Annotated in this window: 19 protein-coding genes; 17 read left to right on the top strand and 2 right to left on the bottom strand. The window is 71.6% G+C overall.

Annotation, left to right across the window (positions count from 1 at the left end):
* Positions 1 to 86: 86 nt before the first annotated feature.
* Both ACIP60_RS11545 and ACIP60_RS11540 read left to right on the top strand, forming a co-directional pair.
* On the top strand, positions 87 to 923 hold the full coding sequence (locus ACIP60_RS11545; protein WP_400682411.1) for a Scr1 family TA system antitoxin-like transcriptional regulator: 837 nt from the start codon (positions 87 to 89) through the stop codon (positions 921 to 923).
* On the top strand, positions 910 to 1,122 hold the full coding sequence (locus ACIP60_RS11540) for a DUF397 domain-containing protein (protein ID WP_400682410.1): 213 nt from the start codon (positions 910 to 912) through the stop codon (positions 1,120 to 1,122). The genes ACIP60_RS11545 and ACIP60_RS11540 overlap by 14 nt, the downstream gene beginning before the upstream one ends.
* Before the next feature lie 26 nt (positions 1,123 to 1,148).
* Here the strand turns inward: ACIP60_RS11540 and ACIP60_RS11535 are convergent, their stop codons facing one another.
* Positions 1,149 to 1,595, bottom strand: coding sequence for a DNA-binding protein (locus tag ACIP60_RS11535; protein WP_400682409.1), 447 nt, complete (start codon positions 1,593 to 1,595; stop codon positions 1,149 to 1,151).
* Positions 1,592 to 1,831 (bottom strand): hypothetical protein, encoded by a 240-nt coding sequence (locus ACIP60_RS11530; protein ID WP_400682407.1) that lies wholly within the window; start codon positions 1,829 to 1,831, stop codon positions 1,592 to 1,594. Before ACIP60_RS11530 ends, ACIP60_RS11535 begins: the two co-directional genes overlap by 4 nt.
* Before the next feature lie 174 nt (positions 1,832 to 2,005).
* Between ACIP60_RS11530 and ACIP60_RS11525 the strand changes: the two genes are divergently transcribed.
* From ACIP60_RS11525 to nuoN, 15 genes are all read left to right on the top strand, one after another.
* Complete coding sequence (locus ACIP60_RS11525) at positions 2,006 to 2,917, top strand: DMT family transporter (RefSeq protein ID WP_400682405.1); 912 nt, start codon at positions 2,006 to 2,008, stop codon at positions 2,915 to 2,917.
* A gap of 415 nt (positions 2,918 to 3,332) precedes the next feature.
* Entirely contained in the window at positions 3,333 to 3,692 is a 360-nt protein-coding gene (locus tag ACIP60_RS11520; RefSeq protein WP_014137597.1) for an NADH-quinone oxidoreductase subunit A, read from the top strand.
* A 65-nt stretch (positions 3,693 to 3,757) separates the two neighbouring features.
* Entirely contained in the window at positions 3,758 to 4,312 is a 555-nt protein-coding gene (locus tag ACIP60_RS11515; protein ID WP_030459087.1) for an NADH-quinone oxidoreductase subunit B family protein, read from the top strand.
* Complete coding sequence (locus ACIP60_RS11510; RefSeq protein ID WP_400682404.1) at positions 4,309 to 5,031, top strand: NADH-quinone oxidoreductase subunit C; 723 nt, start codon at positions 4,309 to 4,311, stop codon at positions 5,029 to 5,031. The genes ACIP60_RS11515 and ACIP60_RS11510 overlap by 4 nt, the downstream gene beginning before the upstream one ends.
* A complete protein-coding gene (locus ACIP60_RS11505) occupies positions 5,031 to 6,359 on the top strand; it encodes an NADH-quinone oxidoreductase subunit D (protein WP_100836730.1) in 1,329 nt (442 codons plus the stop codon). The genes ACIP60_RS11510 and ACIP60_RS11505 overlap by 1 nt, the downstream gene beginning before the upstream one ends.
* On the top strand, positions 6,356 to 7,096 hold the full coding sequence (nuoE, locus tag ACIP60_RS11500) for an NADH-quinone oxidoreductase subunit NuoE (protein ID WP_400682402.1): 741 nt from the start codon (positions 6,356 to 6,358) through the stop codon (positions 7,094 to 7,096). Before ACIP60_RS11505 ends, nuoE begins: the two co-directional genes overlap by 4 nt.
* Entirely contained in the window at positions 7,096 to 8,454 is a 1,359-nt protein-coding gene (gene nuoF, locus ACIP60_RS11495; protein WP_400682400.1) for an NADH-quinone oxidoreductase subunit NuoF, read from the top strand. The genes nuoE and nuoF overlap by 1 nt, the downstream gene beginning before the upstream one ends.
* The gene (locus tag ACIP60_RS11490) at positions 8,451 to 10,892 is read left to right on the top strand and encodes an NADH-quinone oxidoreductase subunit G (RefSeq protein WP_400682398.1); all 2,442 of its coding nucleotides are present in this window, start codon (positions 8,451 to 8,453) and stop codon (positions 10,890 to 10,892) included. Before nuoF ends, ACIP60_RS11490 begins: the two co-directional genes overlap by 4 nt.
* Positions 10,889 to 12,226: an NADH-quinone oxidoreductase subunit NuoH gene (gene nuoH / locus ACIP60_RS11485; RefSeq protein WP_400682397.1), complete on the top strand. Its 1,338-nt coding sequence runs from the start codon at positions 10,889 to 10,891 to the stop codon at positions 12,224 to 12,226. The genes ACIP60_RS11490 and nuoH overlap by 4 nt, the downstream gene beginning before the upstream one ends.
* Positions 12,227 to 12,233: 7 nt before the next feature.
* Positions 12,234 to 12,824, top strand: coding sequence for an NADH-quinone oxidoreductase subunit NuoI (gene nuoI / locus ACIP60_RS11480; RefSeq protein ID WP_100836726.1), 591 nt, complete (start codon positions 12,234 to 12,236; stop codon positions 12,822 to 12,824).
* Positions 12,821 to 13,684 (top strand): NADH-quinone oxidoreductase subunit J, encoded by an 864-nt coding sequence (locus tag ACIP60_RS11475; RefSeq protein ID WP_400682395.1) that lies wholly within the window; start codon positions 12,821 to 12,823, stop codon positions 13,682 to 13,684. Before nuoI ends, ACIP60_RS11475 begins: the two co-directional genes overlap by 4 nt.
* Positions 13,681 to 13,980, top strand: coding sequence for an NADH-quinone oxidoreductase subunit NuoK (gene nuoK, locus ACIP60_RS11470; RefSeq protein WP_100836724.1), 300 nt, complete (start codon positions 13,681 to 13,683; stop codon positions 13,978 to 13,980). Before ACIP60_RS11475 ends, nuoK begins: the two co-directional genes overlap by 4 nt.
* Positions 13,981 to 13,997: 17 nt before the next feature.
* On the top strand, positions 13,998 to 15,896 hold the full coding sequence (nuoL, locus tag ACIP60_RS11465) for an NADH-quinone oxidoreductase subunit L (RefSeq protein WP_400682393.1): 1,899 nt from the start codon (positions 13,998 to 14,000) through the stop codon (positions 15,894 to 15,896).
* The gene (locus tag ACIP60_RS11460) at positions 15,896 to 17,509 is read left to right on the top strand and encodes an NADH-quinone oxidoreductase subunit M (protein ID WP_400682391.1); all 1,614 of its coding nucleotides are present in this window, start codon (positions 15,896 to 15,898) and stop codon (positions 17,507 to 17,509) included. The genes nuoL and ACIP60_RS11460 overlap by 1 nt, the downstream gene beginning before the upstream one ends.
* Positions 17,506 to 19,143, top strand: coding sequence for an NADH-quinone oxidoreductase subunit NuoN (gene nuoN, locus ACIP60_RS11455; RefSeq protein WP_400682389.1), 1,638 nt, complete (start codon positions 17,506 to 17,508; stop codon positions 19,141 to 19,143). Before ACIP60_RS11460 ends, nuoN begins: the two co-directional genes overlap by 4 nt.
* Positions 19,144 to 19,163 lie beyond the last annotated feature (20 nt).

Genomic DNA, 19,163 nt, shown 5'->3' with positions numbered 1-19,163 from the left:
CAATCGGTCCGTTCCCACTCCGGGGCGACTACTTCCAGCCGCACGCTGGCGGCGGCAGCAGGCTGATCGGGAAAGGGATCTGACGCATGGTGCACCCGAAGCCACTGGACCCCTACGAGTCGCCCAGGTCGTTCTATGGTTCGGAGCTGCGCCGACTGCGCGAGGCCCGGGGGCTCTCGCAGGAGCGGCTGGGCGAGTTGGTCTTCTGCTCCGCCACGTACATCAGCCAGATCGAGAAGGCGGACCGCCGGCCGCAGGAGGACCTGTCCGAGCGCTTCGACAGCGTGCTCGAAACGGGCGGCCACTTCGCCCGGCTGTACCCGCTGGTCACCCGGACGCGCTTCGCCGAGTACTTCACGGCTGCCGCCGAGCTCCAGGCCGTGGCGCGGACGATCAACGAGTACGCCCCAGCCCTCGTGCCGGGGCTGCTCCAGACGCCGGAGTACGCGCGGGCCCTCTTTCGGTCTGCCCAGCCCTTGCGCTCAGCTGCGGAGACCGACGATCTGGTCGGCCTGCGGATGGACCGCGCACGGCTCCTGGACGGTCCGACGAGTCCGATGCTCTGGGTGGTCCTGGACGAGAGCGCGATCCGCCGGCCGATCGGCGGCGCGGCGGTGATGGCCGGGCAACTCTCCCACCTCGCGGTACTGGTGCGGGGAAGCCGGATCATCGTTCAGGTGCTCCCGTACGCCGCCGGTGCCCATGCTCTGTTGGAGGGTGCGTTGTCCCTCCTGACCTTTGCTGACGCCCCACCAGTGGCGTATCTCGAAGGCCCTCACGCCGGTCAACTGATCGACGATCCGTCCACCGTCGCCAAGTGCCTGCTGTCCTATGATTTCGTGCGGGCCGCCGCGCTGTCGCCGGAGGCGTCCCTGCCCCTGATCGAATCGGCGGCGGAGGAACACGCACATGGGCAAGAGTGACCACCCTGACTGGCCTGAGCAGTGGCGCAAGAGCAGCTACAGCGGCGGCAACAACGGAAACTGCGTCGAGGTGAACGACGCCCGCCCCGGCACCGTCCGGGACTCCAAGGACCCGGACGGCCCCCGGCTGTGCTTCGCTCCGCACGCGTGGTCGGCCTTCGTCGCGGGCGTCAGGCGTGGCGCGTTCGGCGAGGTGTGACCCGCCGGGCGGCCGGGCCGGTGGGTTCAGACGTGGACGATCTTCACCACGGGTGAGCCCGGGAGCTCCTCGGCGGCCTTGCACAGCGCCGGGATGTGCGACCGGTCGGAGGTGACGAGCAGGACCGGCGGCGCGCAGAGGGCCGCGGTGGCGACCACGAGGGCGTCGACCAGGCACTCGTGTCCGTCGAGGCCCGAGGTGTCGAGCAGGTGGGCGGCGGCGTCCATCACCGCGTCGGTGACGGGTTTCACGTCGAAGCGGGAGAGCAGGAACCGGAGCCGGTCGGCGGCGGGGCCGCTCCGGCGGACCTCCAGTGGTGTCAGGGCGGAGAGCGCGACCCGGCGGCCGGTGCGTTCGGCCACCTCGATGCGCGCCCGCATGCCCTCGTCGCCGTCGACGTGCAGCGAGAGCCCCTGGGCGTCCAGGACCAGGGTGCCCTCGTTCCTGGCCTTGACCTTGAGGCGCTTGCTCACCACTCCCGTTCCGCCTGCTCCAGCGCCTCGGCGGACACGGGGCCGAACTCCTCGCGATCGGCGGCGACCACCTCGCGGAGCTTCTGGGCGGCCAGCCACTCTTCCAGGGCTTCGGACACGACGGAGGAGAAGCCGGTCCGGCCGGTGCGCTCCTCGACTTCGTTGATCAGCGACTGGGCCAGCGACACCGACCGCTTGCTGGCGCGCTCGTGGCTCTTGCGGGCGGGGACAGTCATACCCAAACGGTAGCACCGCCGGTAGGAAAAAGTACCGCCCGAGGCTTTGCGGGATGGTCGGGACGGGCGCGAAAGCGGTTGCCCGTCGCCTTCCGGGTGCGGGAGAGTGGCGCCCTCCGAACCGTCCCGTCCGATGCCGCACGGGCCCCCGTCGACCCTTCCGGGAGCCGTGCCGTGGCCGTGGTGTCGCTCGATGTCCGTCCGCGGTTCGCGCGGGACCTGCCGCTGCTGGCGGTGGCGGTGGTGTGGGGGTCCAGCTTCCTGGTGGTGAAGCGGGTGGCCGGGCCGGAGACGGTGGTGGCGGTGCTGGTGCTGCGGTTCGGGCTGGTGCTGCCGGTGCTGGGGGCGGTGGCGTGGCGGCGGCTGCGCGGGCTGTCGGCGGCGCAGTGGGCCGGCGGGGCGCTGCTGGGGGTGGTGCTGGGGGCGGTGTTCCTGCTGGAGACGTACGGGGCGGTGCACACCTCGGCGACCAACGCGGGGTTGGTGATCAGTCTGACGATGGTGTTCACGCCGCTGGCGGAGGCGGCGCTGCGGCGCAGCGCGCCGTCGGGGGCGTTCCTGGCGGCGGCGGCCCTGTCGGTGCTGGGGGTGGCGCTGCTGACCGGGGACGGCGGGCTGCGGGCGCCGTCGGCGGGCGACCTGCTGGTGCTGGGGGCGGCGGGGGCGCGGACGGTGAACGTGCTGGCGACGGCCCGGCTGCGGGCGGTGCGCGGGGTGGACGCGCTGGCCCTGACCTGGGTCCAACTGGCCTTCGCCACGGCGGTGTTCGTGCTGGCGTCGCCGTTCGCCGGCCCGTCGCCGTTGAGCGTGGCGGGGTCCCTGGACGCGGCCCGCTGGGGCCTGCTGTTGTACCTGTCGCTGCTGTGCACGCTGTTCGCGTTCTTCGTGCAGCTGTGGGCGGTGCGGGCGACCTCGCCGTCCCGGGTGAGCCTGCTGCTGGGCACCGAGCCGCTGTGGGCGGCGCTGTGCGGGGTGCTGCTGGCGGGGGACCGGCCGGGGCCGCTCGCGCTGCTGGGGGCGGTGGCGGTGCTGGCGGGCACCGAGTGGGGGCGGCGGCGGGCGCCGGGCGTCCTTGAGAGCTTGTGAACGAAGGGTCAAGCGGCTGCCGCGCCGGGTCCACCGCCAGGGTGAGATCCACTATCACGTCCACCGGATCACTCCGAAATTTGCCTCGGCCGCCGCAGAATTGATATAGGGCGTGGCCGAACGGCGGTCGTTTCCCACCGGATCGCGACTGTATGTGGCCAATCGCCCACATCGGGTGGAGCGGTGGTGATCGATCCGCCTTCGTGGGCCTTCGTCGGGTGGCGAAGATCACAAAGATCATCGGGAACTGCGTGTCGCAGATCACAAGCGGACAGGCATAGGATGCGCTCCAACCTGGCTTTGTGAACTGCCTCACATGGAGCCGGATCCCACGAAGTGGATCATCATTTCACCGTCGGTGACCTGGTGGTTCCGATCTGCAGTCAAGGACGACTGGACGGAGGGAGCGGGGGCTATGAATGCCTACGCGCCGATCCTCGTACTCGGTGCCATCGCGGCGGCGTTCGCGGTCGGCTCCGTCGTGATGGCCTCGCTCACCGGCCCGAAGCGCTACAACCGGGCCAAGTTGGAGGCGTACGAGTGCGGTATCGAACCGACCCCGCAGCCGGTGGGCGGCGGGCGGTTCCCGATCAAGTACTACCTGACGGCGATGCTCTTCATCGTCTTCGACATCGAGATCGTCTTCCTCTACCCGTGGGCGGTCAGCTTCGACGCCCTGGGGATCTTCGGGCTGGTCGAGATGCTCCTGTTCATCGCCACCGTGTTCGTCGCCTACGCCTACGTCTGGCGCCGCGGCGGCCTGGAGTGGGACTGACCACCGGCCGCCGTTTGTGAACGGGCGGACAAGCCAACGGACTCGAAGGCATGGAGAGGGAACTGATGGGTATCGAGGAGAAGCTGCCGAGCGGCTTCCTGCTCACCAGCGTGGAGGCTGCCGCGGGCTGGGTGCGGAAGGCTTCGGTCTTCCCGGCGACCTTCGGTCTGGCCTGCTGCGCGATCGAGATGATGACCACCGGCGCGGGCCGCTACGACCTGGCCCGGTTCGGCATGGAGGTCTTCCGGGGCTCGCCCCGGCAGGCCGACCTGATGATCGTGGCGGGCCGGGTGAGCCAGAAGATGGCGCCGGTGCTGCGGCAGGTCTACGACCAGATGCCGAACCCGAAGTGGGTCATCTCGATGGGCGTGTGCGCCTCCTCGGGCGGCATGTTCAACAACTACGCGATCGTCCAGGGCGTCGACCACATCGTCCCGGTGGACATCTACCTGCCGGGCTGCCCGCCCCGCCCGGAAATGCTGCTGGACGCGATCGTCAAGCTGCACGAGAAGATCCAGCACGAGAAGCTCGGCGTGAACCGCCGCCGGGCCGAGGAGGAGGCCGAGCGCCTCGCGCTGCAGGCCGTCCCGACCAGCGAGATGCGGGGGCTGCTGCGATGAGCGACTCCGACAAGCCGGAGCAGGCGCCCGAGGTGCCGGCGACCCGGCGGGAGATCCCGGTCGAGGTGGTCGGCCGCCGGCAGGGCATGTTCGGCGCCCGCGGCACCGGCGACACCTCCGGCTTCGGCGGCCTGGACGCCCCGATCGTGCTGCCCGGCGCCAGCGAGCGCCCCTACGGCGGCTGGTTCGACGAGGTGGCCGACGAGTTCGAGGGCGCGCTGGAGGAGCAGGGCCTCGACGTCGCCGACGTGATCGGCAAGACCGTCGTCGACCGCGGCGAACTGACCTTCCACATCGAGCGCGAGCACCTGCTGAAGTCGGTGCGCATCCTGCGCGACGACCCGGCGCTCCGCTTCGAGCTGTGCCTGGGCGTCAGCGGCGTGCACTACCCGCAGGACAGGGGCCGGGAGCTGCACGCCGTCTACCACCTGCGCTCGATCACCCACACCCGGCTGATCCGGCTGGAGGTCACCGCGCCCGACGCGGACCCGCGCGTCCCGTCCGTGGTGAGCGTCTACCCGACCAACGACTGGCACGAGCGGGAGACCTACGACTTCTTCGGCCTGGTCTTCGAGGGCCACCCGGCGCTCACCCGGATCATGATGCCGGACGACTGGCTCGGCCACCCGCAGCGCAAGGACTACCCGCTCGGCGGCATCCCCGTCGAGTACAAGGGCGCCCAGATCCCGGCTCCCGACCAGCGGAGGTCGTACAGCTGATGAGCAGCACCCACTACGAAGCAGGCGCCCGGGAGACCACCGAGGGACGGGTGTTCACCGTCACCGGCGGCGACTGGGGCGAGGTCGCCGAGGCGGTGGCCGGCGCCGACGACGAGCGGATCATCGTCAACATGGGCCCGCAGCACCCGTCCACCCACGGCGTGCTGCGGCTGATCCTGGAGATCGACGGCGAGACGGTCACCGAGGCCCGCTGCGGCATCGGCTACCTGCACACCGGCATCGAGAAGAACATGGAGTTCCGCAACTGGGTGCAGGGCACCACGTTCGTGACGCGGATGGACTACCTCACCCCGCTGTACAACGAGACCGCCTACTGCCTGGCCGTGGAGAAGCTGCTCGGGATCACCGCCGACGTGCCCGAGCGGGCCACCGTGATCCGGGTGCTGATGATGGAGCTCAACCGGATCTCCTCGCACCTGGTGGCACTGGCCACCGGCGGCATGGAGATCGGCTCCACCACCCTGATGATCTACGGCTTCCGGGACCGCGAGGTCGTCCTGGACATCTTCGAGCTGGTCACCGGCCTGCGGATGAACCACGCCTACGTCCGCCCCGGCGGCCTGGCCCAGGACCTGCCGCCCGGCGCGGTCGACAAGATCCGCGAGGGCGTCAACCTGCTGCGCTCGCGGATGCACGAGTACGACAAACTGGCCACCGACAACCCGGTGTTCAAGGCCCGGCTGGTCGACGTCGGCTTCCTCGACCTGCCCGGCTGCCTGGCGCTCGGCGCCACCGGCCCGATCCTGCGGGCCACCGGGCTGCCGCACGACCTGCGCAAGTCCGACCCGTACTGCGGCTACGAGACCTACGACTTCGACGTCGCGGTGGCCGACACCGCGGACTCCTACGGGCGGTTCCTGATCCGGCTGGAGGAGATGCGGCAGTCGCTGCGGATCGTCGAGCAGTGCCTGGAGCGGCTGGCCCCCGGGCCGGTCATGGTGGCCGACAAGAAGATCGCCTGGCCGTCCCAGCTGGCCGTCGGCCCCGACGGCATGGGCAACTCGCTGGACCACATCCGGAAGATCATGGGCACCTCGATGGAGGCCCTGATCCACCACTTCAAGCTGGTCACCGAGGGCTTCAAGGTCCCGGTCGGCCAGGCCTACGCCGCGGTGGAGTCGCCCAAGGGCGAACTCGGCGTGCACGTGGTCAGCGACGGCGGCACCCGGCCCTACCGGGTGCACTTCCGCGACCCGTCGTTCACCAACCTGCAGACGATGGCCGCGATGTGCGAGGGCGGCCCGCTGGCCGACGTGATCGTGGCGGTGGCCGGGATCGACCCGGTGATGGGAGGCGTGGACCGGTGAGCAGCACAGAACTCGGCCTGCCGGCGCTGCCGGCCAAGCCCTACCCGCCGGAGGTTGAGCAGCGACTCGCCGCCGACGCCCGGGAGTTGATCGCCCGCTACCCGCAGTCCCGCTCGGCGCTGCTGCCGCTGCTGCACCTGGTGCAGGCCGAGGACGGCTGCGTCACGCCGACCGGCATCCGGTTCTGCGCCGAGCAGTTGGACCTGACCACCGCCGAGGTCACCGCGGTCGCCACCTTCTACACCATGTACCGGCGGCGCCCGGCCGGCGAGTACCACGTCGGCGTGTGCACCAACACGCTGTGCGCGGTGCTCGGCGGCGACCAGATCTTCGACGAGCTCTCCGAGCACCTCGGGATCGCCAACAACCGCACCACCGAGGACGGTTCGGTCTCGATCGAGCGGATCGAGTGCAACGCGGCCTGCGACTACGCCCCCGTGGTGATGGTCAACTGGGAGTTCTTCGACAACCAGACGCCGGAGAGCGCCAAGCAGCTGGTCGACCAGCTGCGCGCCGGGCAGGAGGTGGCGCCCACCCGCGGCGCCAAGCTCTGCTCGTTCAAGCAGACCTCCCGCATCCTGGCCGGCTTCGCCGACGAGCGCCCCGGCGCGGTCGACGAGTCCGGGGCCGGCGGCGCGCCCTCGCTGGCCGGCCTACGGCTGGCCCGGGGCGAGGCGCTGCCCGGCACCCCGGGCGCCAAGGTGGTCTCCCCGCGGCACGAAGGGACGGAAGCGTGATGACCTCCGCCGAGCCGGCCGAGAAGCTCCTCTCCCCGGTCCTCTCCGCGTCCTGGGACGACCAGCGCCCCTGGACCCTGGAGACCTACCGCCGCCACGGCGGCTACGACGGCCTGGCCGCCGCCCTCGCGATGCCCCCGGACGACGTGATCGCCCTGGTCAAGGACGCCGGCCTGCGCGGCCGCGGCGGCGCCGGCTTCCCCACCGGCATGAAGTGGCAGTTCATCCCGCAGAACGACGGCAAGCCGCACTACCTGGTGGTCAACGCCGACGAGTCCGAGCCGGGCACCTGCAAGGACATCCCGCTGCTGTTCGCCAACCCGCACGCGCTGATCGAGGGCATGGTCATCGCCTCGTACGCGATCCGCTGCGAGCACGCCTTCGTCTACCTGCGCGGCGAGGTCGTCCCGGTGCTGCGCCGCCTCCAGGCGGCCGTCGCCGAGGCGTACGAGGCCGGGTACCTCGGCAAGGACATCCAGGGCTCCGGCATCGACCTGGACATCACCGTGCACGCCGGCGCGGGCGCGTACATCTGCGGCGAGGAGACCGCGCTGCTCGACTCGCTGGAGGGCCGCCGCGGCCAGCCCCGGCTGCGCCCGCCGTTCCCGGCGATCGCCGGCCTGTACGCCTGCCCGACGGTGGTGAACAACGTCGAGTCGATCGCCTCGGTGCCGCCGATCCTGGCCCGCGGCAAGGACTGGTTCACGTCGCTGGGCACCGAGAAGTCGCCCGGCTTCACGCTGTACTCGCTCTCCGGGCACGTCACCAACCCCGGCCAGTACGAGGCGCCGCTCGGCATCACGCTGCGCCAGCTGCTGGACGTCTCCGGCGGCGTCCGGGCCGGGCACCGGATCAAGTTCTGGACCCCGGGCGGCTCCTCGACCCCCATGTTCACCGAGGAGCACCTGGACGTCCCGCTGGACTACGAGGGCGTCGGCGCGGCCGGCTCGATGCTCGGCACCAAGGCGCTCCAGGTCTTCGACGAGACCACCTGCGTGGTGCGGGCCGTCACCCGGTGGACCGAGTTCTACGCCCACGAGTCCTGCGGCAAGTGCACCCCGTGCCGCGAGGGCACCTACTGGCTGGTCCAGCTGCTCAAGCGGATCGAGGCCGGGCAGGGCGCGGCCGGCGACCTGGAGAAGCTGCTGGACATCGCCGACAACATCAACGGCAAGTCCTTCTGCGCGCTGGGCGACGGCGCGGCCAGCCCGATCGTCTCCTCGCTCCAGCACTTCCGCGCCGAGTACCAGCAGCACATCGACGAACACCGCTGCCCGTTCGACCCGGCGGCCTCCACCGTCTGGGCCGGCCGGGCCTCCGCCCACGAGTCCGCCACCGAGAGGGAGGTGCACGCGTGACGGTCACGGAGCCTTCCACCCAGACCGAGCTGGTCACGCTCACCATCGACGGCACCGAGGTCAGCGTCCCCAAGGGCACGCTGGTGATCCGCGCCGCCGAGCAGATCGGCACCCAGGTCCCGCGCTTCTGCGACCACCCGCTGCTCGACCCCGCCGGGGCGTGCCGCCAGTGCATCGTGGAGGTCGAGGGGCAGCGCAAGCCGGTCGCCTCCTGCACCATCCCGGTCGCCGAGGGCATGGTGGTGCGCACCCAGCTGTCCTCGCCGGTCGCCGAGAAGGCGCAGCGCGGCGTGATGGAACTGCTGCTGATCAACCACCCGCTGGACTGCCCGGTCTGCGACAAGGGCGGCGAGTGCCCGCTGCAGAACCAGGCGATGTCCACCGGCGACCCCGACTCCCGGTTCGAGGGCGTCAAGCGGACGTACGAGAAGCCGGTCCCGCTCTCCACCCAGGTGCTGCTGGACCGCGAGCGCTGCGTGCTGTGCGCCCGCTGCACCCGCTTCTCGCAGCAGATCGCCGGCGACCCGTTCATCGACCTGGTGGAGCGCGGCGCGCTCCAGCAGGTCGGCACCGGCGCGGACCAGCCGCTGGACTCCTACTTCTCCGGCAACACCATCCAGATCTGCCCGGTCGGCGCGCTCACCTCCGCCGCCTACCGGTTCCGCTCCCGCCCGTTCGACCTGGTCTCCTCCCCGTCGGTGTGCGAGCACTGCTCGGCGGGCTGCGGGCAGCGCACCGACCACCGGCGCGGCAAGGTGCTGCGGCGCCTGGCCGGCAACGAGCCGGAGGTCAACGAGGAGTGGAACTGCGACAAGGGCCGGTTCGCGTTCCGCTACGCCCAGCAGCGCGACCGCCTCACCACCCCGCTGGTCCGCCGCGACGGCGAACTCGTCGCCGCGTCCTGGCCGGAGGCGCTGGCCCGGGCCGCCGAGGGGCTGCGCGGGGCGCGCGCCGCGGTGCTCGCGGGCGGCCGGGTGACGGTCGAGGACGCGTACGGCTACGGCAAGTTCGCCCGCGTCGCGCTCGGCACCAACGACGTCGACTTCCGGGCCCGGCCGCACAGCGCCGAGGAGGCCGACTTCCTGGCGGCGGCGGTCGCGGGGACGGGCGTGGACCTGGACGGCGGCGGGGTGACCTACCGGCAGCTGGAGGCCGCCCCGGCGGTGCTGCTGGTCGGGCTGGAGGCCGAGGAGGAGGCGCCGATCGTCTTCCTGCGGCTGCGCAAGGCCAACCGGGCGTCCGGGCTGCGGGTGTTCTCGATCGCCTCGCACGCCTCCCGCGGCCTGGCCAAGCTGCACGGCGCGCTGCTGCCGGCCGCCCCCGGCACCGAGGTCGAGTGGCTGGCGGCGCTGGCCGGCGACGAGGTGCTCGCCGACGACGCCGGACGCTGCGCGGACGCGCTGCGCTCCCCGGGCGCCGTCGTGCTGGTCGGCGAGCGGCTCGCGCAGACCGCCGGCGGCCCGACCGCCGCGCTGCGCCTGGCGCACGCCACCGGGGCGAGGCTCGCCTGGGTGCCGCGCCGGGCCGGTGAGCGCGGCGCCGTCGAGGCGGGCGCGCTGCCCGGGCTGCTGCCCGGCGGCCGGGCCGTCGCGGTGCCCGCCGCCCGCGCCGAGGCCGCCGCCCACTGGGGCGTCGCCGAGCTGCCGGCCCGCCCCGGCCGCGACACCGGCGAGATCCTGGCCGCCGCCGCCGCGGGCGAGCTGGACGCGCTGGTGGTCGGCGGGGTCGGCCTGGAGGACCTGCCGGACCCGGCGCTGGCCGAGGCGGCGCTGGCCCGGGCGGAGTTCGTGCTCTCGCTGGAGCTGCGCCCGTCCGCGGTCACCGCGCACGCCGACGTGGTGCTGCCGGTCGCGGCGGTCGCCGAGAAGGCCGGCACCTTCCTGGACTGGGAGGGCCGGGTCCGGATGTTCGAACCCGCGCTCAAGCCCGACCAGTTGATGCGCGGCCACCTGCACGCCGACGTCCGGGTGCTGAACATGCTCGCGGACGCGCTGGACCGGCCGATCGGCCTGCCCGACGTCCGGGCGGCCCGGCTGGAGCTGGACCGCTTCACCCCGTGGCAGGGCACCCGCCCGGCCGCGCCCGCCGCGCACCCCGCCGCGCTGCCCCGCCCGGCCACCGGGCAGGCCGTGCTGGCCGGGCACCGGATGCTGCTGGACCACGGCTCGCTGCAGGACGGCGACACCCACCTGGCCGGCACCCGGCACCCGGTGGTGGCCCGGCTGTCCGCGGCCACCGCCGCCGAGGTCGGTGCGCGCGGCGCGCTGCGGGTCACCGGACCGGCCGGGTCGCTGACCCTGCCGCTGGAGATCACCGACGCGATGCCGGACCGCACGGTCTGGCTGCCGCTCAACTCGACGCCGGACGGCGGCGCGTACCGCACGCTCGGCACCACGGTCGGCCACCTGGTCACCATCGCCCCGGCGGAGGAATCATGAGCCCCCTCGCTGCCCCCCTGGCCGCCGCCGACACGCTCGGCTTCTTCGGCCGCGACCCGTGGTGGCTGGTGCTGCTGAAGGCGGTGTTCTGCTTCGCGTTCCTGGTGCTGACGGTGCTGATCGCCATCGTCTGGGAGCGCAAGGTCGTCGCCTGGATGCAGCTGCGGATCGGCCCGAACCGGCACGGCCCGTGGGGCATGCTGCAGTCGCTGGCCGACGGTGTGAAGCTGGCGCTCAAGGAAGACCTGGTGGTCAAGGGCGCCGACAAGGCGGTCTACGTGCTGGCGCCGGTGGTGGCGGCGATCCCCGCGTTCATGGCGTTCGCGGTGATCCCGTTCGGCCCGGCCGACAACCAGGTGTCGATCTTCGGCACCCGGACGCCGCTCCAGCTGACCGACCTGCCGATCGCGCTGCTGTACATCCTGGCCACCGCCTCGGTGGGCATCTACGGCATCGTGCTGGCCGGCTGGTCGTCCGGCTCGACGTACCCGCTGCTCGGCGGCATCCGCTCCTCCGCGCAGATGATCAGCTACGAGATCGCGATGGGCCTGTCCTTCGCGGCGGTGTTCATCTACTCGGGCTCGATGTCCACCTCGGAGATCGTCTCCTCGCAGCAGCCCACCTGGTTCGCGGTGCTGCTGCCGGTGTCCTTCATCGTGTACGTCATCGCGATGGTCGGCGAGACCAACCGGGCCCCGTTCGACCTCCCGGAGGCCGAGGGCGAGCTGGTCGGCGGCTTCAACACCGAGTACTCCTCGCTGAAGTTCGCGATGTTCATGCTGGCCGAGTACGTCAACATGGTCACCGTCTCGGCGGTCGCCTCCACCCTGTTCCTGGGCGGCTGGCGCGCCCCGTGGCCCGTCTCGACCTTCTGGGAGGGCGCCAACCACGGCTGGTGGCCGATGCTCTGGATCGTGCTGAAGATCCAGCTGCTGCTGTTCTTCTTCATCTGGCTGCGCGGCACCCTGCCCCGGCTGCGCTACGACCAGTTCATGAAGCTCGGCTGGAAGGTGCTCATCCCGGTCTCGCTGGTCTGGCTGGTGATGGTCGCCACCGTGCGGGCGCTGCGCAACGAGGGCTACGACTTCGCCAAGGTGGTGCTGTACGTGGGCGCGCCGCTGGCGGTGGTCCTGCTGGCCGCGCTGGTGGTCGACCTGCTGCGCAAGAAGCCCGCCGAACCGCCCGCCGCCGAGCCGGCGTTCGACCCGATGGCCGGGGGCTACCCCGTGCCGCCGCTGCCCGGGCAGGAACTGCCGCCCGTCCCGCGCCGCCGCCGCCGGACCCCGCAACTCCAGGACGCCCTCAACGGGGCCGACCATTCCGAAGGGAGCTGATCCGAGAATGTCTGACGAGTCCTCCGAGACCTCAGAGAAGTCGGTCCTCGGGCCGGCCGCCGGCTTCGGCGTGACCTTCAGGGCCATGTTCAAGAAGCGGCTCACCGAGCAGTACCCGGAGTACAAGAAGCCCACCGCTCCGCGCTTCCACGGCCGCCACCAGCTCAACCGGCACCCGGACGGACTGGAGAAGTGCGTCGGCTGCGAGCTGTGCGCCTGGGCCTGCCCGGCCGACGCCATCTACGTCGAGGGCGCCGACAACCGGGACGAGGAGCGCTACTCGCCCGGCGAGCGCTACGGCGCGGTCTACCAGATCAACTACGCCCGCTGCATCCTGTGCGGGCTGTGCATCGAGGCGTGTCCGACCCGGGCGCTGACCATGACCAACGAGTACGAGCTCGCGGACTCCTCCCGGCAGGACCTGATCTTCACCAAGGAGCAGCTGCTGGTCGGGCTGACCGAGGGCATGGTCGACGCCCCGCACGCGATCTTCCCGGGCGCCGACGAGGGCGCGTACTACCGGGGCGAGGTCACCGGCGCGGCGCCCGGCACCGTCCGGCAGGAGCGGCACGAGCGCGAGAAGGAGGAGCGGTCATGACCTCCACCGGCGAGGCCGTGCAGTTCTGGGTGCTGGCCGTGGTCGCGGTCGGCGGGGCGCTCGGCATGCTGCTGATGCGGAAGGCCGTGCACTCGGCGCTCTGCCTGGCGGCCACCATGCTCGCGCTGGCGGTCTGCTACATGGCGCAGGGCGCGGTCTTCCTCGGCGTGGTGCAGATCGTGGTCTACACCGGCGCGATCATGATGCTGTTCCTGTTCGTGGTGATGCTGGTCGGCGTCTCCTCGGCGGACTCGCTCAAGGAGCAGCTGAAGGGCCAGCGGATCGCCGCGGTGCTCTGCGGCCTGGGCTTCGGCGTGCTGCTGATCGCCGGCCTGGCCAACGCCCACCTGCGCAACTTCACCGGGCTGTCCGGGGCGAACGCCGAGGGCAACGTGCAGGGCCTGGCCCGGCTGATCTTCACCAAGTACGTCTGGGCGTTCGAGGTGACCGGCGCGCTGCTGATCACCGCGGCGGTCGGCGCGATGGTGCTGACCCACCGCGAGAAGGTCCGCGCCCCGCTGACCCAGCGCCAGCTGGCCGCCCGGCGGGTCAGGGACAACATCCAGGTGCCGCCGCTGCCCGCCCCCGGCGTGTACGCCCGGCACAACGCGGTGGACGTCCCGGCGCTGCTGCCGGACGGCACCGTCGCCGAGGACTCGGTGATGGGCACCCTGCGCGAGCGCGGCCAGATCCGCGACGTCAGCCAGGAGATGCTCCGGCGGATGGCCGAGCTGGAGGAGACCACGGCCGACTGGCTGGGCCGCCCGTCCTCCGCCCGCCCCAAGGTGTCCGGGCCGCGCCAGGCGCTGGAGACCGTGCCGACCCCGACGTCGGCCCCGACCGAGGAGGAGGCGGAGTGAACCCGGCCAACTACCTGTACCTCGCCGCGCTGCTGTTCACCATCGGCGCCTCCGGGGTGCTGCTGCGGCGCAACGCGATCGTGCTGTTCATGTGCGTGGAGCTGATGCTGAACGCCTCGAACCTGGCGCTGGTCACCTTCTCCCGGATGCACGGCAACCTGGACGGCCAGATCATCGCGTTCTTCACCATGGTGGTCGCGGCGGCCGAGGTCGTGGTCGGCCTCGCCATCATCGTCTCGATCTTCCGGACCAGGCACTCCGCTTCGGTCGACGACAGCAACCTGATGAAGCTGTAGGCGGAGGGCCCTTCACAGTGAACTCTCTCATTCCGCTGCTGATCGCGGCGCCGCTGGCCGGTGCTGCCCTGCTGCTGCTCGGCGGACGGGTCCTGGACCGGTCCGGGCACTGGATCGCGACCCTGCTGGCCGCGCTCTCCTTCGCCTTCGGACTGGCCCTGTTCGCGGACATGCTCGGCCGGGACGCCGAGCACCGCGCCGTCACCGAGCGGCTGTTCAGCTGGATCCCGGTCGACGGCTTCCAGGCCGACGTCTCCTTCCAGCTCGACCAACTCTCGGTCACCTTCGTCCTGCTGATCACCGGCGTTGGCACCCTGATCCACCTGTACTCGGTGGGCTACATGGCGCACGACGAGCGCCGCCGCCGCTTCTTCGCCTACCTGAACCTGTTCCTGGCCGCCATGCTGGTGCTGGTGCTGGCCGACAACTACCTGCTGCTGTACGTCGGTTGGGAGGGCGTCGGGCTGGCGTCCTACCTGCTGATCGGGTTCTGGCAGCACAAGCCGAGCGCCGCGACGGCCGCCAAGAAGGCGTTCATCGTCAACCGGGTCGGCGACATGGGCCTGTCCATCGCGATCATGCTGATGTTCGTCGAGTTCGGCTCGTTCGCCTTCCGGCCGGTGTTCGCCACCGCGGGCGACGCGAGCGAGGGCAAGCTCACCGCGATCGCGCTGATGCTGCTGCTGGCGGCCTGCGGCAAGTCCGCCCAGGTGCCGCTGCAGTCCTGGCTGGGCGACGCGATGGAGGGCCCGACCCCGGTCTCCGCGCTGATCCACGCGGCCACCATGGTCACCGCCGGCGTCTACCTGATCGTCCGCTCCGGGGCGATCTTCGACCTGGCGCCGGACGCCCGGACCGCCGTGGTGGTGGTCGGCACGGTGACGCTGCTGTTCGGTGCGATCGTCGGTTGCGCCAAGGACGACATCAAGAAGGCGCTGGCCGGGTCGACCATGTCGCAGATCGGCTACATGGTCATGGCCGCGGGCCTGGGCCCGATCGGCTACGCCTTCGCCATCATGCACCTGGTCACCCACGGCTTCTTCAAGGCCGGGATGTTCCTCGGCGCCGGGTCGGTCATGCACGGCATGAACGACGAGGTGAACATGCGGCACTACGGCGGCCTGCGCAAGCACATGCCGGTCACCTTCGTCACCTTCGGCCTCGGCTACCTGGCGATCATCGGCTTCCCGGGCCTGTCCGGCTTCTTCTCCAAGGACAAGATCATCGAGGCGGCGTTCGCCAGGGGCGGCACCGAGGGCTGGATCCTCGGCCTGTGCGCCCTGCTCGGCGCCGCGGTCACCGCGTTCTACATGACCCGGGTGATGGTGCTGACCTTCTTCGGCGAGAAGCGCTGGCAGCCGGACGCCGAAACCGGCGAACCGCCGCACCCGCACGAGTCCCCGAGGACCATGACCGTCCCGATGGTCGTGCTGGCCTTCGGCTCGGTCTTCGCCGGCGGCCTGTTCGCCTTCGGCAGCTCCTTCCTGCACTGGCTGGAGCCGGTCACCGGCCACGCCGAGGGCGACTCGCCGCTGTCCCCGCTCGCGGTCAGCCTGATCGCCACCGCCTGCATGCTGGCCGGCGCGGGTCTGGCCTGGCAGATGTACGGCCGCGGCCCCGTCCCGGTCACGGCCCCGATCGGCTCCCCGCTCACCCGGGCCGCCCGCCGCGACCTGCTCCAGGACGACTTCAACCACGCCGTCCTGGTCCGCCCCGGCTCGGCACTGGCCGCCACCCTGGTCTGGTTCGACAGCCGGGGCCTGGACGGCTTCGTCAACGGCCTGGCCGCCGCGATCGGCGGACTCTCCGGCCGGCTGCGCCGGATCCAGACCGGCTACGTCCGCACGTACGCGCTCTCCATGTTCGGCGGCACGCTGGTGCTGGTCGCCTCCACTCTCCTGATGAGGTCGGTCTGATGAGCTACCTCCTCTCCGCCACCTGTGCCGTCCCGGCCGCCGGAGCGGTGCTCACCGCCGCCCTCCCGGCCGGGACCAGCGAGGCCCGGCGGCGCACCACCAAGACCGTCGCGCTGGCGGTCTCCGCCGTCACCCTCGGCCTGGCCGCCGCGATCGCCGCCTCCTACGAACCCGGCGGCGCCCGCTACCAGTTGACCGAGTCCTACTCCTGGATCCGCTCCTTCGGGATCAGCTTCTCGCTGGGCGCGGACGGCATCGGCACCGCGCTGGCGCTGCTCACCGCCGTGCTGGTGCCGCTGGTGATGCTGGCCGGCTGGCACGACGCGGACCCGGCCGTCCCCGAGGGCTCGTTCGAGTCCAAGCGGCGCACCCAGGCGTTCTTCGCGCTGATCCTGGCCGTCGAGGCGATGGTGCTGGTGTCCTTCCTGGCCACCGACGTCTTCGTGTTCTACGTGTTCTTCGAAGCCATGCTGATCCCGATGTACTTCCTGATCGGCGGCTTCGGCGACCGGGCCGGCGGCCCCGACTCGGACCGCCAGCGCTCCTACGCCGCCGTCAAGTTCCTGCTGTACAACCTGCTCGGCGGCCTGGTCATGCTGGCCGCCGTGATCGGCCTGTACGTGGCGGCCGGGAACCAGGGGCAGGCGACGTTCAGCCTGACCGCGCTGACCGACGCGATCTCCTCCGGCAAGCTGGTCATCGGCCCCGACGCGCAGCGGGCGCTGTTCCTCGGCTTCTTCTTCGCCTTCGCGGTGAAGGCCCCGATGTGGCCGCTGCACACCTGGCTGCCGAACGCGATGGGCGAGTCCACCGCCGGGACGGCCGTGCTGATCACCGCGGTGGTCGACAAGGTCGGCACCTTCGCGATGCTGCGCTTCTGCCTGGGCCTGTTCCCGGACGCGTCGAAGACCTTCGCCCCGGTGATCATGGTGCTGGCGCTGATCGGCATCGTCTACGGCGCGCTGGTCGCGATCGGCCAGAAGGACATCAAGCGGCTGGTCGCCTACGCGTCCATCTCGCACTTCGGGTTCATCATCCTGGGCGTCTTCGCGATGACCAGCCAGGGCCAGTCCGGCGCGACGCTCTACATGGTCAACCACGGCATCTCCACCGCCGCGTGGATGCTGGTGGCCGGCTTCCTGATCTCCCGCCGCGGCTCCCGCCTGATCGCCGACTACGGCGGCGTGCAGAAGGTCGCCCCGGTGCTGGCCGGCACCTTCCTGATCGGCGGCCTGGCCACCCTGTCGCTGCCCGGCATGGCCCCGTTCGTCAGCGAGTTCCTGGTCCTGGTCGGCACCTTCAGCCGCTACCCGGCGCTCGGCGTCATCGCCACCTTCGGCATCGTGCTGGCCGCGCTGTACGCCCTGCTGCTGTACCAGCGCACCATGACCGGCCCGGTCAAGGCCGGCGTCGAGGGCGTCAAGGACCTCAAGGCCCGCGAACTCGCCGTCGTCGCCCCGCTGGTGGCGCTGACCCTGCTGCTGGGCGTCTACCCGAAGCCGCTCACCGACCTGGTCAACCCGTCCGTGAACGACACCCTCAGCCAGGTCCACCGCACCGACCCCGCGCCGGCCCACCCGGTCGCCGCCACCAACGGAGGTGAGCAGGAGTGAACCCCGTCCACGCGCTGGCCGCCGCCGGCGGCAACAGCCCGAGCATCCCCGCCCCGCACATCGAGTACGGCCAGCTCTCCCCGATGCTGGTGGTCTTCGGCGCCGCGGTGCTGGGCGTCCTGGTCGAGGCGTTCCTGCCCCGCCGGCTGCGCGCCACCACCCAGCTGGGCGTCTCGCTGCTCGGCCTCGGCGGCGCCTTCGCCGCCGTGGTGGTGCTCGCCGCGCAGGGCCACGCCACGACCAGGGCCGGGCTGCTGGCGATGGGCGCGGTCGCCATCGACGGCCCCGCGCTGTTCCTCCAGGGCGTGATCCTGCTGACCGCGGTGCTGACCGTGCTCACCTACGCCGAGGGCCGGCTGGAGCCGCGGATCAACGGCCACCGGGTCGACGCGTTCGCCGCCCAGGCCGCGGCCGTCCCCGGCGGCGAGCAGGAGCGCGACGCCACCCGCGAGGGCCTGCGCACCACCGAGATCTACCCGCTCACCCTGTTCGCGGTCGGCGGCATGCTGCTCTTCCCGGCCGCCAACGACCTGCTGACCATGTTCGTGGCGCTGGAGGTGCTCTCCCTCCCGCTGTACCTGATGTGCGCGCTCGCCCGCCGCCGCCGGCTGATCTCCCAGGAGGCGGCCGTCAAGTACTTCCTGCTCGGCGCGTTCGCCTCGGCGTTCTTCCTGTTCGGCACCGCCCTGCTGTACGGCTACGCGGGCTCGGTCCAGCTCGGCGAGATCGCCGACGCGGTCTCCGGCGTCGCCCCGGTCACCCCGGCGCTGGCCGTCACCACCCAGAACGACGCGCTGCTGCTGATCGGCCTGGCCATGCTGGCCGTCGGCCTGCTGTTCAAGGTCGGCGCGGTGCCCTTCCACTCCTGGACGCCGGACGTCTACCAGGGCGCCCCGACGCCCGTCACCGGGTTCATGGCGGCCGCCACCAAGACCGCCGCGTTCGGCGCCCTGCTGCGGCTGTTCTACGTCGCCTTCCCCGGCCTGCGCTGGGACTGGCGGCCGGTCATGTGGGGCGTGGCGATCCTCACCATGGTGGTCGGCGCGGTCCTCGCCGTCACCCAGCAGGACGTCAAGCGGCTGCTCGCCTACTCCTCGGTCGCGCACGCCGGGTTCATCCTCACCGGCCTGATCGCCACCGACCGGCGCGGCGTCTCGGCGGTCCTCTTCTACCTGCTGGCGTACTCCTTCGTGACGCTCGGCGCGTTCGCCGTGACCACCCTGGTGCGCGACTCCAAGGGCGAGGCCACCCACCTGTCCAGCTGGGCCGGACTGGGCCGCCGCTCGCCGCTGCTGGCCGCGGTGTTCGCGCTGTTCCTGCTGGCCTTCGCGGGCATCCCGCTGACCTCCGGCTTCACCGGCAAGTTCGCGGTCTTCCAGGCCGCGGCCGAGGGCGGGGCCACCCCGCTGGTCATCGTCGGCGTGCTCTCCTCCGCAGTCGCCGCGTTCTTCTACATCCGGGTCATCGTGCTGATGTTCTTCTCCGACCCGCAGCCCTCCGGCCCCGCCGTCGCCGTGCCCAGCCCGCTCACCGCCACCGCCATCGGCGTCGGCGTCCTGGTCACCCTCGGACTCGGCCTGCTCCCGCAGTACTTCCTCGACCTGGCCTCCAGGGCCTCGCTGTTCGTCCGCTGACCCGCCCCCGCGGCCCCGGC

Source organism: Kitasatospora sp. NPDC088783 (genome assembly GCF_044750705.1).
Taxonomy (GTDB): Bacteria; Actinomycetota; Actinomycetes; order Streptomycetales; family Streptomycetaceae; genus Kitasatospora; species Kitasatospora fiedleri.
The sequence above is the reverse complement of the archived record's forward strand: the minus strand, read 5'-3'. Positions and strand labels throughout refer to the sequence as shown.

Excerpts from the sequence above, each read along its gene's own strand:
- nuoF (WP_400682400.1), top strand. The coding sequence starts at position 7,096 with ATGACCTCCGCCGAGCCGGCCGAGAAGCTCCTCTCCCCGGTCCTCTCC.
- ACIP60_RS11460 (WP_400682391.1), top strand. The coding sequence starts at position 15,896 with ATGAGCTACCTCCTCTCCGCCACCTGTGCCGTCCCGGCCGCCGGAGCG.
- ACIP60_RS11520 (WP_014137597.1), top strand. The coding sequence starts at position 3,333 with ATGAATGCCTACGCGCCGATCCTCGTACTCGGTGCCATCGCGGCGGCG.
- ACIP60_RS11505 (WP_100836730.1), top strand. The coding sequence starts at position 5,031 with ATGAGCAGCACCCACTACGAAGCAGGCGCCCGGGAGACCACCGAGGGA.
- nuoI (WP_100836726.1), top strand. The coding sequence starts at position 12,234 with ATGTCTGACGAGTCCTCCGAGACCTCAGAGAAGTCGGTCCTCGGGCCG.
- ACIP60_RS11530 (WP_400682407.1), bottom strand. The coding sequence starts at position 1,831 with ATGACTGTCCCCGCCCGCAAGAGCCACGAGCGCGCCAGCAAGCGGTCG.
- ACIP60_RS11510 (WP_400682404.1), top strand. The coding sequence starts at position 4,309 with ATGAGCGACTCCGACAAGCCGGAGCAGGCGCCCGAGGTGCCGGCGACC.
- ACIP60_RS11475 (WP_400682395.1), top strand. The coding sequence starts at position 12,821 with ATGACCTCCACCGGCGAGGCCGTGCAGTTCTGGGTGCTGGCCGTGGTC.
- ACIP60_RS11515 (WP_030459087.1), top strand. The coding sequence starts at position 3,758 with ATGGGTATCGAGGAGAAGCTGCCGAGCGGCTTCCTGCTCACCAGCGTG.
- nuoH (WP_400682397.1), top strand. The coding sequence starts at position 10,889 with ATGAGCCCCCTCGCTGCCCCCCTGGCCGCCGCCGACACGCTCGGCTTC.
- ACIP60_RS11540 (WP_400682410.1), top strand. The coding sequence starts at position 910 with ATGGGCAAGAGTGACCACCCTGACTGGCCTGAGCAGTGGCGCAAGAGC.
- ACIP60_RS11545 (WP_400682411.1), top strand. The coding sequence starts at position 87 with ATGGTGCACCCGAAGCCACTGGACCCCTACGAGTCGCCCAGGTCGTTC.